The organism is Marinobacter litoralis (assembly GCF_016427555.1).
Classification (GTDB): Bacteria; Pseudomonadota; Gammaproteobacteria; order Pseudomonadales; family Oleiphilaceae; genus Marinobacter; species Marinobacter litoralis_A.
Map to the genome: position 1 here is coordinate 810,227 of NZ_JAELVS010000001.1, position 12,344 is coordinate 822,570.

Sequence of the window (12,344 nt, forward strand, 5' to 3'; positions counted from 1 at the left end):
GGAGGAACACCAGCAATGCTCAAGGGAAACTTTTTTCGAGGACTGGGCTACCTGGGAGAGGGGTTCAGGCTGATTCGCCAACCCGGCCTTCGGCTGTTCGTGATCATTCCACTTGTGATCAACATTCTGTTGTTCGGACTGTTGTTTTACTTCCTGGCTGAGCTGTTCGCGGTCATGATTGCCGGCGCGATGGCCTGGCTGCCGGACTGGGCCTGGTTGCAGGCTTTGGACTGGCTGTTTTGGCTTTTGTATGGCGTGGTGATTTTGCTGATGCTGGCCTATGGGTTTGTCATCATAGCCAACCTGATTGGATCGCCCTTTTACGGCTATCTTTCCGAATTAACAGAAAAACACCTTACTGGCCAAGAGGTCAGCACCGACGGAAGCTGGGCCGCGATTATCAAAGATATTCCCCGGGCCCTCTGGCGCGAGGTGCAGAAAATAGCCTATTACCTGCCCCGGGCGTTGGGCTTGTTTATTATTGGCCTGATCCCTGTCGTCAACCTGGCAGCGGCCGTGCTCTGGTTTCTGTTTAACAGCTGGATGATGGCTCTGCAGTATGTAGATTTCCCCGCCGACAATCACAGGGTCAGCTTCCCCAAGCTGCGTAAAGACCTTGCAGCCAGCCGGTTGTCGGCTCTGGGGTTTGGTTTGCCGGTCGCGCTGGCAGCCATGGTGCCCATACTGAACCTGATTGTGGTGCCGGCTGCTGTGTGCGGTGCAACCGCGTATTGGGTTCGCGAAAACGATTCTAAACATCAGTAATTTTTATCGGAGGTTTCTTGGAAACATCGGAATTTGCCATCGGCCAGCGTTGGATCAGTCACAGTGATACGGCTTTGGGGTTGGGTATTGTTACCGACATCTCCGGTCGCCGGGTCACACTGGGATTTCCTGCGGCTGATGAAGAACGCACCTACGCCATCGATAACGCACCCTTATCCAGAATTGTGTTTCAGTTGGGTGAGGAGATTGAAACCTTTGATGGCAGCAAATATACCGTGCGTGCCGTAGAAGAAATTGGCGGCATTCTGATGTACCACGCCGACGACGGCGAACAAACCGTACAGGTTTCGGAAGTGAAGCTGGCGGGTTCGGTGAACTTTTCGGCACCTCATCAGCGGTTGTTTGCGGGCCAGTTTGACCGCAATGGCGCCTTCCGTTTGCGTGTGTCCACGCTTGAACACCAGGACCGGCTCCGGGCGTCTGCCGCGCAAGGGTTGATTGGTGCCCGCACCCAACATTTGCCGCACCAGCTGTACATCGCCCATGAAGTGGCCCGCCGTCACGCCCCACGCGTGTTGCTGGCAGACGAAGTGGGGTTGGGCAAGACCATCGAAGCGGGCCTCATTCTGCACTATCAGTTGCATACCGGTCGGGCGCGCCGTGCCTTGATTGTGGTGCCGGATTCGCTCATGCATCAGTGGCTGGTGGAAATGCTGCGCCGCTTTAACCTGAGGTTCTCGATTGTCGATCAAGGCCGTTACGATGACATCAAGGCCCAGGAAGACGATGTGGATGCATTGGTTAACCACATCTTCGGTGATGACGACGATGGCGAAAATCCGTTCGAATCGGACCAGCTGGTTCTGTGCAGCCTGGATTTCCTGGTCAGCAGCAAGAAAGCCCGTAAGCACGCGTTGGCAGCGGGTTGGGACCTGATGGTGGTAGACGAAGCTCATCACCTGGCGTGGGCACCGGAACAAGCCAGCCCGGAATACCAGGTGGTTGAAGAGCTGTCGGCCGCCAGTAAAGGCCTGTTGCTGTTGACTGCAACTCCCGAACAGGTGGGTATAGCCAGTCATTTTGCCCGTTTACGCTTGCTGGACCCGGCCCGTTTCCACGATTTGGAAACCTTCCGCGCGGAAGAGCAGCAATACGAAGCCATCAACTCGGTGGTGCGCAGACTGCAGGCAACGCCAGGTCAAATCGCGGAAGAGGATCAGGCCGCGCTGCAAAACTGGTTGGGCGACGAGTTGCCCGAGTTACTGAAACAGGACGATGCGCACCTAGCCATTATCGACGCCCTGCTGGACCGTCACGGAACCGGGCGAGTCCTGTTCCGAAATACCCGCGCCGCGATTAAAGGATTCCCGGAGCGCCAGCCTCTGCCGGAGCCTCTGCCGTGTCCGGAGCTCTATGACGAGGCACGCTACGGCGATACGGGTCTGGCACCGGAACAAACCGCGTCGGAAGAACAGTGGCTGGCGGAAGACCCCCGCGTGGCCTGGCTGGAGAAAAAGTTGGCCAGTTTACGCCCGGCGAAAGTGGTGGTTATCTGCGCCCGTGCAGATACCGCAATGGCGCTGGAAAGTTATCTGCAGTTACGGGCAGGCATCCGCAGCGCAGCCTTCCATGAGCACCTGAGTCTGGTCGAACGGGATCGCGCCGCGGCCTATTTCGCAGACACCGAGCAGGGCGCGCAGGCGCTGATCTGTTCGGAAATCGGCAGTGAAGGCCGTAACTTCCAGTTTGCTCATCACCTTGTGTTGTTTGATCTGCCGTCGAACGCCGATTTGCTCGAGCAGCGGATTGGTCGTTTGGACCGCATTGGCCAGACTGAAGCCATCAAGATTCACATTCCTTACCTGCAGGGCACCAGTCAGGAGGTCCAGTACCGTTGGTTCCATGATGGTTTAAATGCCTTTTCGGAAAGCTGTGCCGTGGGCGTTGCCGTGCATGAGCACGTCAGTAACGATTGGCAGAAGGCTCTCGACGGGGATCAGGCGGCACTGGAGCCGCTACTGGCGGCCAGCGCAGACGAAACAAAGCGCCTTAAAACCCTGTTGCATAACGGGCGGGATGCGTTGATTGAGCTGAATTCCTGCCGCCGGGACGAGGCAGAGGCTCTGATCGCGGAAATCGAAAAAGAAGAAGGCTCGGCCCAAGTACGTGATTACATGGTGCAGGCGTTCGATATTCTGGGTGTTGATATCGAAGACCACAGCGAACACGCCGATGTGCTGAAGCCTGGCGAGCAGTACCAGTCCGGCCATGTTTCTGAGCTGCCGGAAGACGGACTGACCGTAACCTGGGAGCGGGAACAGGCGCTGCAGCGTGAAGATATGGCGTTCATGAGCTGGGAGCACCCGATGGTAACGGGGGTGATGGACTCGGTGACCAGTTCCGGTTTGGGTAAGGCCGCGTTGGCCAATCTTTCCGTTAAAGCCCTGCCGCCGGGCACACTGCTGCTGGAAGCCGTTTTCGCCGTGCATTGCCCGGCGCCCGAAAGTCTGCAATTGACTCGCTACTTGCCGGTATCGCCGCTGCGACTGGTGGTTGACGTGAATGGCCGTGATTTGTCGAAGGCACTGCCCCATGACCGTCTGAACGAGTTGTGCTCGAACATTCGACGGCGCACAGCGCAGGCGATTGTGCCGAAGATCCGGGCTGAAGTGGAAACCATGGTGGATCACGCAGAGCGGCTGTCTGATCCGCATCTTGGCCCGCTGAAAGAGCAGGCGCTGGCTCAGGTTGAAGCGGGTTTTGAGCCGGAAATACGGCGCCTGGAAGCGTTGAAGAAGGTAAACCCGGCGATTCGTGACGAGGAAATTGACTTCCTGCGGGAGCAGCTCTCGGCAGCCCGAGAAGCCGTGGGCCATGCCAGTTTGGCACTGGAAGGCATTCGGGTGATCGTAACATCGTGAGGTAAGTGTGAATTCGGCTTTGTGGTTATCTGGCGCAAGAACACCTGTTAAGGTAAGTTGGATAAACGAATCATTAGCCGAAGCCTTCGGTCAATACGACGAAGGCTTTAATCCATGGAAGACAGAGAGAACCTGAAATGACTTTGATTCTTTTTCTGGCGGCAATAGCCGGCTTGCTGTTTGTGATGCGTCGAGAGTCAGGCGCCAAGCATGCCATTGGTGTGATGTTGGTGGTGGGTGTGTTATCCCTGTTTGTCGGCTCGGGCTGGTTAAGCCTGGTGCTGTTCATCGGTGCAGCGATTACGGCGGCTGCGGGTTTGCCTCAATTCCGCATCAACTGGCTGACTCCTCGGGTGTTCGCAACCTTTAAGAAAGTGGCGCCCAAGGTTTCGGAAACAGAGAAGGTCGCGTTGGAAGCCGGCACCGTGGGTTGGGATGGTGAACTGTTCACCGGTCGGCCGGACTGGCACAACCTGTTGATCAACCGTCACAGCGGGCTGAATGAAGAAGAACAAGCTTTCGTGGACAACCAGTGCACCCAGGCTATCAGCATGTGTAATGCCTGGGATCTGGCGGTTGAGCGTGCCGATCTGCCCAAAGAGTTATGGGATTTTCTGAAGAAAGAGAAATTCTTCGGCATGATCATCCCGAAAGAATACGGCGGTTTGGGCTTCTCGGCGAAAGCCCAGACGGCGGTGCTGCAAAAGTTGGCCGCCAATGAAATGTTGATGGTCACCGTTGGCGTACCAAACTCTCTTGGGCCTGGCGAGTTGTTGCTGAAATACGGTACCGAAGAGCAGAAAAAACATTACCTGCCTCGTCTGGCCGATGGCCGCGAGATTCCCTGCTTCGGTTTGACCGGGCCTCGTGCCGGTTCTGACGCTACCTCGTTGCCTGACACCGGTATCGTGTGCAAGCAGGAAGTTGACGGGAAAGAAGTGTTGGGTATCCGTCTTAACTTCGAGAAGCGCTGGATTACCTTGGCCCCGGTGGCCACGGTGGTTGGCCTGGCGTTCCGGATGTTTGACCCTGACGGCCTGCTGGGCGAAACCGAAGATCATGGGATTACCTGTGCATTGATTCCTCGTGATACCGAGGGCATGGAAATTGGCCGTCGTCATTGCCCGATTGGTTCTCCGTTCATGAACGGGCCGATCAAGGGTAAGGATGTGTTTATTCCGCTGGATTACATCATCGGTGGTCAGGAAATGGCCGGCCAGGGCTGGCGCATGCTGGTTGAATGTCTGTCGGTTGGTCGTTGTATCACACTGCCCTCCGGTGCTGCCGGCGCAGCGGCATACTCGGTAGGTACGGCGGGTGGCTTTACCCGTGTTCGCCGCCAGTTCAATACCCCGGTGGCTGAAATGGAAGGTGTGCAGGCGCCTTTGGCGCGAATTGCCAGTAAGACCTACATTGCTCAGTCTGCGGTTAATCACACGGCTAACATGATTGATAAGGGTGAGAAGCCGGCGGTGCCGTCTGCCATCCTGAAATACCACCTGACCGAGTTCCAGCGTGACATTCTGACCGACGCCATGGACGTTCACGGCGGTAAAGCGGTCACCTTGGGGCCACGCAACTATCTGGGAATAGGTTACAGTGGCATGCCGGTATCCATCACGGTGGAGGGTGCCAATATCATGACCCGCAGCCTGATGATCTTCGGGCAGGGTGCTATTCGTTGCCATCCATATGTGTTGAAAGAGCTGGCCGCCAAAGACAACGACGACCTCAAAGCCTTTGACGAAGCCTTCTTTGGCCATGCCGGACTGATCTTCGGTAACGCCGCGCGTGCCTTCACCCAAGCTTTGGGTATCGGTAAAGCGGATGTGCCTCTCGACAGTGCTTCCAGCAAATACGCTCAGGCGTTGGCGCGTTTCAGTTCTGCCTTTGGCCTGTGTGCCGATGCGGCTATGTCCACCCTGGGTGGCGAGTTGAAGATGCGTGAGCTGCTGTCTGCGCGTTTGGGCGATATGCTGGCGAACCTGTATTTGGGCTCCATGGTGCTGAAGAACTGGCACGAAGGACAGCCGGCTGAAGGCGAGAAGGAACTGATGGAATACAGCATGACCTTGCTGTTGAACCGCACCGAGACTGCCCTCGACGAGTTCCTCAAGAATTTGCCGAACCGTCCGGTGGCCATCGCGCTACGGGTTATTACGCTGCCGCTCGGCCGTTGCTGGGCAGAGCCAAACGACAAACTGACCCGGGCTTTGGCTCAGGCCATCTCCAAAGATACACCGCTGCGCAACAAGTTGCTGGCGGGTACCTGGACCACTGACGGTGACAGCGATGTGCCGAATCCAGTAGCCCAGTACAACCACCTGCTGAAAGACTACGACAAAGCGGAACAGTTGTATCGGAAGGCCACCAAAGCCTACGCCAAAGGTGATCTGCCGATGACAGCCTTGCACCCGGAAGAGCGTTTCGAGGCGGCTCTGAAGGCGGACGTGTTCACTCAGGAAGAGGCCGACTTTATGCGTGAGTATGAAGCCTTGGTGCTGGAAATGCTGACCGTGGACGACTTCCCGTTTGATGAGTTTGCCCGCAACAAGGACACGCTTATCGACCACAACCCGGCTTGAGGAATTGAGCTGAGATGTGGCTGTCTGCCCTTGCCGTAAGTGTTGGTGCCGTCATTGGTGCCAACCTTCGGTGGGCGTTGGGGCTGTGGTTGAACTCGTCCTACCACGTTGTACTTTGGGGCACCCTGGCAGCCAACCTGAGCGGTGGCTGGCTGGTGGGCGTACTGATTGGTTTTTTCACACATAACAGTTCGCTGGCTCCAGAATGGCGTTTGTTCGCGATAACCGGGCTGTGTGGTGCCCTGACAACCTTCTCGACCTTTTCCCTGGAAATGTTTGCCGCGCTTCAAGGCGGTAAGTGGGCTGCGGCCTTAACCGGCATCGTGTTGCACGTTGTCGGCTCGATATTGATGACCGCTTTGGGTTTCTGGACCTTCGCATTGTTTAGAGGCTAATGCTCGAAAACACGCCGATTCGGGCCTGTGTATCTTTACCTACACAAAATTCTACCAAGACCCTTGGCAAGCCAGATTTTCCAGAGTAGAGTGTTTCCTGAAGGAAAGATTTGCAAAGCAGTTCATGAATAAGACGTACCTCCGCAGTTAGTAGTGCCGTCCTGTTTTTGATCCCGCGAGTTCAGTTTTTCCGTATACACGCTGACCAGCACCAAAAGGGTGCGTGGCAGCAGATAAAATGATTGATTTCAGGAAGTTTACGTATGTCTACTGTTACCGGTACTGTTAAGTTCTTCAACGAAGCAAAAGGTTTTGGCTTTATCACTCGTGAAGGCGGCCCGGACGTATTTGTTCACTACAGCGCCATCCAAGGCTCAGGATTCAAGACTCTGGCCGAAGGCCAGCAGGTCGAGTTCACCGTAACTCAGGGCCAGAAAGGTCCTCAGGCGGAGAACGTTGTAGCTCTGTAATCTGTAAGATTCAGGCACAGCATTGAAAAGGCAGCTTCGGCTGCCTTTTTGCGTTTCTGGCGATAGCTAAACCGTTGATTTGGCCGCTCACAAGAACCAAATGATCTGACCGCGCGGGGCTATGAACGAAATAGAATCAAATGTTTCTGTTGCGCGCCTCGTTCTTGACTATAGTTAAGATTACAAACGGCAGAAAGCCTGATTGGTTTCAGGTGCCGTGTGTCCCGATACTAACAACAGTAAAATGCGGGGTAGTCTATGCTGCTTTCTCATGCGTTCGGTCTCTTTACCCATCCCGATGAGGAATGGGCATCGATACGTAAAGAACATGAAAGTCCGATGAAGCTTTACGTCGCCTATGTGTTGGCTTTAGCTTCCATTGCGCCAATCTGCGCCTATATCTCCACCGCCTATTTCGGCTGGACAGTCGGTAACGAGCGGTTGATCAAGTTAACCGAAATCAGCGCCCTACAGCTGAGCATTCTGACCTACATAGCGATGCTGGTGGGTGTGTTTGCTCTGGGCTATGCCATCAACTGGATGGCTAAAACCTACGGCGCGAAGGAAGAACACGTGCCTTCCAACGGCATTGCGCTTGCGGCTTATTCCTGTACACCCATGTTCCTGGCAGGCTTCGCGCTGCTGTATCCGGTTCCCTGGTTTAACGCCTTTGTGTTCTTGGGGGCCGCTGCCTACAGTGCGTGGCTGATGTACGACGGCTTGCCCATTGTTATGGGGATCGAGAAAGAGCGGGCGGTCATGTATGGCGGTGCCTTGTTAACGGTTGCGCTGGTGATACTGGTCTCAACACGCGTTGGCTCGGTCATTCTGTGGAACCTGGGGGTTGGTCCGGTCTTCATCAGCGGCTGAGTGTTCTCCGGTAATGTGCGGCACGTCTAAGGATGAACGTGCCGGCTTGGGTTGGGGTCGCAATCATTATAGGATGGCGGCCCCGAACTCTATTTTGAAAGGAATCAGATGATGAGTAAGCCCATTGTGCTTTTGGGTGATCTGGGCATGGATCACGCTGGCTTTCCACCCACGCCTGTTATTGCAGGTTCTCCTGATGTTCTGGTTGACGGCAAGCCCGTTGCCAGGTTAGGCGATCCTTTAGCGCCTCACTCCAAACCAAAACACCCACCCCATCCCCGGGCCATTGCCGCAGGCTCAGCGACCGTGATGATCAACGGGCAGCCCGCGGCAATCACTGGCAGCGCTGTATCCTGTGGCGGGGTAACGCTCGGCAGCGGCACCGTTATTATCGGTAGCTGATGGCTTACTGAGCCGGTGAGGAGGCTGCCGATCCGGCCGTGGTGGTTTCAGTCGACCAGAGCGGATAAGGAATGCCAGCGAGCCGGTTCATGGCAAAAGCATGAACGAGCAGCAAAGCGACGCCTGCCATCAACACGGGCAGCTGGGCCGGGTCTGGCATCAAGCCCAGGGATACGATCAGGGCTGTTGCGCCCGCTGGTGGGTGCGCAACATTAAAGAGCACCATCAAGCATCCCGTTAACCCGAGTGATAGGGCCGCGGCTCCAACGCGAGGAAGGTCCACGCCTGTCAGAAACGCCGATGATTGTTCTTGTAAACCGAACAAATAGAGGCTGAGCAAACCCATTAATGCGCCAATCAAATGGCCGCATAAGGTGTTTTTTGGCGAGGCGGGTTGAGCCATCGGAATGTAAAAGAGAATAAACGCCGTGGCACCGAGCGACGGAAATATAAACGCTTCCTGGGTAATCAGAGCGACAAAGGCCACCAACGCAATGCTCAGGCCACCGTTAATCAGATTGAAACCGGCAAGCACCGTCTTGCGGCTGTATCGTTGCGCCAGATTCTCCAGATGAAGCGCTTTAAGCAATCCGAATGCGAGCTTCCAGCGCAACCTTTCGTTACGAATACCCATACCAGTCCTATTGCACCAAAAAGGTGCGCCATCTTACGGTTGAACGAAAAATAAGACAAACAAGGATTTTCGATATGGCTTAAGGGGCTTATGAATAACCGTATTCCGGGCCTGCGTCGCAGGCGTCGCGCTGATATAGTAGCGGCCAGATCCGATGAACAGTGAAATCGAGTAGCCTATGATTCAAATACTGACCACTGGCGGTACCATCGACAAAGTGTATTTTGATGCCAATAGCCAGTTTGAAATTGGCGATAGCTTGTTGCCGGAACTGCTGACAGAGTCCAACATTCATGGCGGTTATGCTCTGCGCGAACTGATGCGCAAGGACAGTCTGGAGCTGACAGATGACGACCGTACGCTCATTCTTGAGGCGGTCAACAAAACTTCCAGTCAACGGATTCTGATCACCCATGGTACGGATACCATGGCCGAAACCGGAGAGGTGCTGAAGCAAGCTGCCGGCAAAACGATCGTGCTGACGGGGGCCATGCAGCCTGCGAGGATGCGCCGCACCGATGCAATCTTTAACATTGGCTTTGCCTGGTCGGCGGTGCAGCTGCTGCCGCCTGGCGTCTACATAGCGATGAACGGAGAGATCTTTGAGGCCGGTGCGGTGCGTAAAAACCTGGCTGCTCAAAAGTTCGAGCGTACGGATGACGCCGGTTAGGCACGTTCGGCAATAGAACGAATTTCGTTCTCGGTCAGCTCCCGGTATTGGCCCGGCGCCAATGCCGGGTCCAAGGTGATTGTGCCGATTCGCAATCGGTGTAGCCCGGTCACGTGATTGCCCACGGCCGCCAGCATTCGCTTCACCTGATGGTAACGCCCTTCTTTTATTGTCAGCTCAATCACGGTTTCTGAACACTCCACCACCGACGCCGGGAGGGTAGGTTTGTCTTCGTCTTTGAGCACAACGCCCGTTTCAAGCTGGACCTTGGCCTTGCTACCAAGCGGTTCGGCCAATTGAACCTGATAGGTTTTCGGGCAGTCGCGCCGGGGTGATGTCACCTGGTGTGACCACCGGCCATCACTGGTCAGAAGCAACAATCCGGTGGTGTCCTTGTCCAGACGGCCAGCGATATGAACTTTCGAAGCCAACGAGGAAGGAAGCAGATCAACCGCCGTAGGTTGGCTGCTATCGGAGGTTGCACTGATGACGCCATCGGGTTTGTTCATCATCAAATAGACCTCACCCGGCAAACGCAGCGCGGAGCCATCCAGTTCGACGTTCGCGTCCGTAGCCACCTGCAAGTTCGCAGAGCGGGCTGATACACCTTCCACGCTTACCCGTCCTTGGCTGATGGCTTTTTTCGCTTCTTTGCGTGAGAGCGCGGTGCTGGTGGAAAGGTATTGATCCAGTCGCATTAACAGTTGCCTTTGTCCAGCGGCACACTGAGTGTACGCAGGCACAGTGCCGGTGTTCGACCCGTGAGCCGAGACCAGAGCAAAGGCAGGGCGGCGGGGTTCATGGCCGGGCGGGGAAGCTGTCCGCTGGGCAGTGGTGTGAGATCGGCACCGTCTACCTCGGCCAGTACGAAGGTGAATGGATGTGCACCGGGTATACCGAGGCGGACATCGGTTGCCGTTATCTTTTGCCCGTTGAGCTCATAGTGGAGGAATCCTTTGGTAAACCATTCCAGACGTTGGGCTTCCGGAAGGTGCGAAACCGACTGCGCGAGCTCAGAATTGCGGGGAAACGACTCCAGTGTTATTTCGCTGTCACCGTCGAAAAAGCCTGTCACGATTTCCACCCGCAGGTCATCGTTGATCGCGGTTGCCCGCCACAGGACCGTATTGAGCGGCGTCGGCTGCACCATTAATGCGGCATCGTTCAGGCCGGCAGCGGCGAGAGCCGGCTTGACCCGCTCGGTGATCAGGTACTGAGCGGTAACGGTCCACCCCAGATACAGCGATGATGCCAACAAACCCAGCGCGAGCGCTTTAGCGGCGGGTGGGCGAATCAGGAAGCAAGCGCACCCGAGCAGCAAGGGCAGGGTGTAGAGTGGGTCAATGATGAAAATGCTATTGATCGCCAGTGGCCCGCCGAATGGCCAGAACAATTGGGTACCGTAGGTGGTAAAGGTGTCGAGCAGTGGGTGAGTGAGCAGCACCAGCCCGACCAGCGTTAGCCATCGGCGGAAGGACAACTGAGGCTGCCAGCGGGACAGTCCCCAGGCAATCAGCAGAGACAGCGGGGCCAACACCAATAGCGAATGGCTAAAACCCCGATGTTGGGTGAAGTTGGCAACAGCGGTGCCATAGTCGATCAATATATCCAAATCAGGCAGGGTGCCGAGAGCAGCGCCGGTCAGAAGAGCCGTTCGGCCAAGGGTCTTGCCTGCAACCGCACCGGCAATTGAGGCACCTAGCGCTATTTGGGTGATCGAGTCCATGGAGTCCGGATAATATCGTTGGTGTAGGTGCTAATATTATGCGCGGATTTGATCAGGACTTCACGCGGGAGGGAAGGACCCACTGGCGACAACGAATGCCACCAGTGGGTCAGACTGCGTATTCAGGCTTTCTTGCGCCGGGACAGGCCGAGTCCGGCCAAGCCTAACCCCAACAGCGCCAGTGTGCCGGGCTCAGGGACAGAGGCGACAACATTCTTAGCTGTAATTTTTGCTCTAACGGTTTGGGCTAAGGTACAGCCTTTGCCACGACATGAATCTCCAACCGTAGAAAATTCGACCCCGAACACAGAGCCATCAGCCAAGGTAATGTCACTAGGTTGTCCACCAAGACCAAAGGTCAGGCCGCCTGTTCCACCAAATCCGATCAACCAGCCCCAGGCAGCCCCTCCCAGACCGGTTCCATTTGCATCAACTGCAGCGGGTGAGGAAAAGGCTAAAGTTGCATTAACAAAACCACCAATGGCACCCCAGCCGGAAGCGGGGCCATAAAGAACTGCATCAAAGAAATCAAAGGTGTAGCTGTCGCCAGCCGCCAAACTGAAGATCTGGTTGTCCAGATTTCCGTCGAGCGTCAGGTTGACAGAGCATCCTGAGCAGAGTGAAAGGCCTGCTGAATTCACTGAGGAATTCGGGCCGTCGACATCAAAGTCCAGAGTGGGTACAGCAAAGCTGTTGGCGCTAAAAGTTAATGCGGCAGCCATCAGAGCGCTGCCAATTAAACGAAATATCATGGTAAGTCTCCTCCGTGACGCCCCATTTGCTTGGGTTTGTAAAAGCTCGGGGCATTCCAATCTACTGCAGACATGATTGGGGTGTTTGTTTTTACTGCGAGTCGGAGGGAGCAATACTCATGCCGTTATATGCAAGCTAATGATTTTTAGAGCGTGAGCGTTTTTTGTGGCAGCACTGGATTATCGGAGTGTT

Annotated in this window: 11 protein-coding genes and 1 pseudogene; 8 read left to right on the forward strand and 4 right to left on the reverse strand. The window is 55.6% G+C overall.

Going from position 1 to position 12,344, the window contains the following annotated elements; translation table 11 throughout:
• Positions 1 to 15: 15 nt before the first annotated feature.
• The 7 genes from cysZ to JAO79_RS03650 all read left to right on the forward strand — a co-directional run bounded on the left by cysZ (position 16) and on the right by JAO79_RS03650 (position 8,369).
• The gene (gene cysZ, locus JAO79_RS03620; protein ID WP_199005773.1) at positions 16 to 765 is read left to right on the forward strand and encodes a sulfate transporter CysZ; all 750 of its coding nucleotides are present in this window, start codon (positions 16 to 18) and stop codon (positions 763 to 765) included.
• Positions 766 to 782: 17 nt separating this feature from the next.
• Positions 783 to 3,647 (forward strand): RNA polymerase-associated protein RapA, encoded by a 2,865-nt coding sequence (rapA, locus tag JAO79_RS03625; protein WP_199005774.1) that lies wholly within the window; start codon positions 783 to 785, stop codon positions 3,645 to 3,647.
• 137 nt (positions 3,648 to 3,784) lie between these two features.
• Positions 3,785 to 6,232: an acyl-CoA dehydrogenase gene (locus JAO79_RS03630; RefSeq protein ID WP_199005775.1), complete on the forward strand. Its 2,448-nt coding sequence runs from the start codon at positions 3,785 to 3,787 to the stop codon at positions 6,230 to 6,232.
• A gap of 14 nt (positions 6,233 to 6,246) precedes the next feature.
• Positions 6,247 to 6,627, forward strand: a complete 381-nt coding sequence (gene crcB / locus JAO79_RS03635; protein ID WP_199005776.1) for a fluoride efflux transporter CrcB — start codon at positions 6,247 to 6,249, stop codon at positions 6,625 to 6,627.
• Between the two features lie 263 nt (positions 6,628 to 6,890).
• Entirely contained in the window at positions 6,891 to 7,097 is a 207-nt protein-coding gene (locus JAO79_RS03640; protein WP_008939715.1) for a cold-shock protein, read from the forward strand.
• A gap of 258 nt (positions 7,098 to 7,355) precedes the next feature.
• The gene (locus JAO79_RS03645; protein ID WP_199005777.1) at positions 7,356 to 7,967 is read left to right on the forward strand and encodes a Yip1 family protein; all 612 of its coding nucleotides are present in this window, start codon (positions 7,356 to 7,358) and stop codon (positions 7,965 to 7,967) included.
• A 111-nt stretch (positions 7,968 to 8,078) separates the two neighbouring features.
• Positions 8,079 to 8,369 (forward strand): type VI secretion system PAAR protein, encoded by a 291-nt coding sequence (locus tag JAO79_RS03650; RefSeq protein WP_199005778.1) that lies wholly within the window; start codon positions 8,079 to 8,081, stop codon positions 8,367 to 8,369.
• Between the two features lie 4 nt (positions 8,370 to 8,373).
• Here JAO79_RS03650 and JAO79_RS03655 read toward each other — a convergent pair whose 3' ends face one another.
• Complete coding sequence (locus tag JAO79_RS03655; protein WP_199005779.1) at positions 8,374 to 9,003, reverse strand: HPP family protein; 630 nt, start codon at positions 9,001 to 9,003, stop codon at positions 8,374 to 8,376.
• Positions 9,004 to 9,181: 178 nt separating this feature from the next.
• Here JAO79_RS03655 and JAO79_RS03660 point away from each other — a divergent pair, with 178 nt between their 5' ends.
• Positions 9,182 to 9,673 (forward strand): asparaginase domain-containing protein, encoded by a 492-nt coding sequence (locus tag JAO79_RS03660; protein WP_199005780.1) that lies wholly within the window; start codon positions 9,182 to 9,184, stop codon positions 9,671 to 9,673.
• On the opposite strand, the gene JAO79_RS03665 is transcribed toward JAO79_RS03660, so the two are convergent.
• From JAO79_RS03665 to JAO79_RS16540, 3 genes and pseudogenes are all read right to left on the reverse strand, one after another.
• On the reverse strand, positions 9,670 to 10,371 hold the full coding sequence (locus JAO79_RS03665) for a pseudouridine synthase (protein ID WP_199005781.1): 702 nt from the start codon (positions 10,369 to 10,371) through the stop codon (positions 9,670 to 9,672). The two genes, JAO79_RS03660 and JAO79_RS03665, sit on opposite strands and share 4 nt — an antisense overlap.
• Positions 10,371 to 11,399 (reverse strand): metal-dependent hydrolase, encoded by a 1,029-nt coding sequence (locus tag JAO79_RS03670; RefSeq protein ID WP_199005782.1) that lies wholly within the window; start codon positions 11,397 to 11,399, stop codon positions 10,371 to 10,373. Before JAO79_RS03670 ends, JAO79_RS03665 begins: the two co-directional genes overlap by 1 nt.
• A gap of 122 nt (positions 11,400 to 11,521) precedes the next feature.
• Positions 11,522 to 11,626: pseudogene (locus tag JAO79_RS16540) on the reverse strand (PEP-CTERM sorting domain-containing protein); the annotation flags it as partial.
• Positions 11,627 to 12,344 lie beyond the last annotated feature (718 nt).

Excerpts from the sequence above, each read along its gene's own strand:
- JAO79_RS03630 (WP_199005775.1), top strand. The coding sequence starts at position 3,785 with ATGACTTTGATTCTTTTTCTGGCGGCAATAGCCGGCTTGCTGTTTGTG.
- JAO79_RS03640 (WP_008939715.1), top strand. The coding sequence starts at position 6,891 with ATGTCTACTGTTACCGGTACTGTTAAGTTCTTCAACGAAGCAAAAGGT.
- cysZ (WP_199005773.1), top strand. The coding sequence starts at position 16 with ATGCTCAAGGGAAACTTTTTTCGAGGACTGGGCTACCTGGGAGAGGGG.
- JAO79_RS03645 (WP_199005777.1), top strand. The coding sequence starts at position 7,356 with ATGCTGCTTTCTCATGCGTTCGGTCTCTTTACCCATCCCGATGAGGAA.
- crcB (WP_199005776.1), top strand. The coding sequence starts at position 6,247 with ATGTGGCTGTCTGCCCTTGCCGTAAGTGTTGGTGCCGTCATTGGTGCC.
- JAO79_RS03670 (WP_199005782.1), bottom strand. The coding sequence starts at position 11,399 with ATGGACTCGATCACCCAAATAGCGCTAGGTGCCTCAATTGCCGGTGCG.
- JAO79_RS03655 (WP_199005779.1), bottom strand. The coding sequence starts at position 9,003 with ATGGGTATTCGTAACGAAAGGTTGCGCTGGAAGCTCGCATTCGGATTG.
- JAO79_RS03660 (WP_199005780.1), top strand. The coding sequence starts at position 9,182 with ATGATTCAAATACTGACCACTGGCGGTACCATCGACAAAGTGTATTTT.
- JAO79_RS03650 (WP_199005778.1), top strand. The coding sequence starts at position 8,079 with ATGAGTAAGCCCATTGTGCTTTTGGGTGATCTGGGCATGGATCACGCT.
- JAO79_RS03665 (WP_199005781.1), bottom strand. The coding sequence starts at position 10,371 with ATGCGACTGGATCAATACCTTTCCACCAGCACCGCGCTCTCACGCAAA.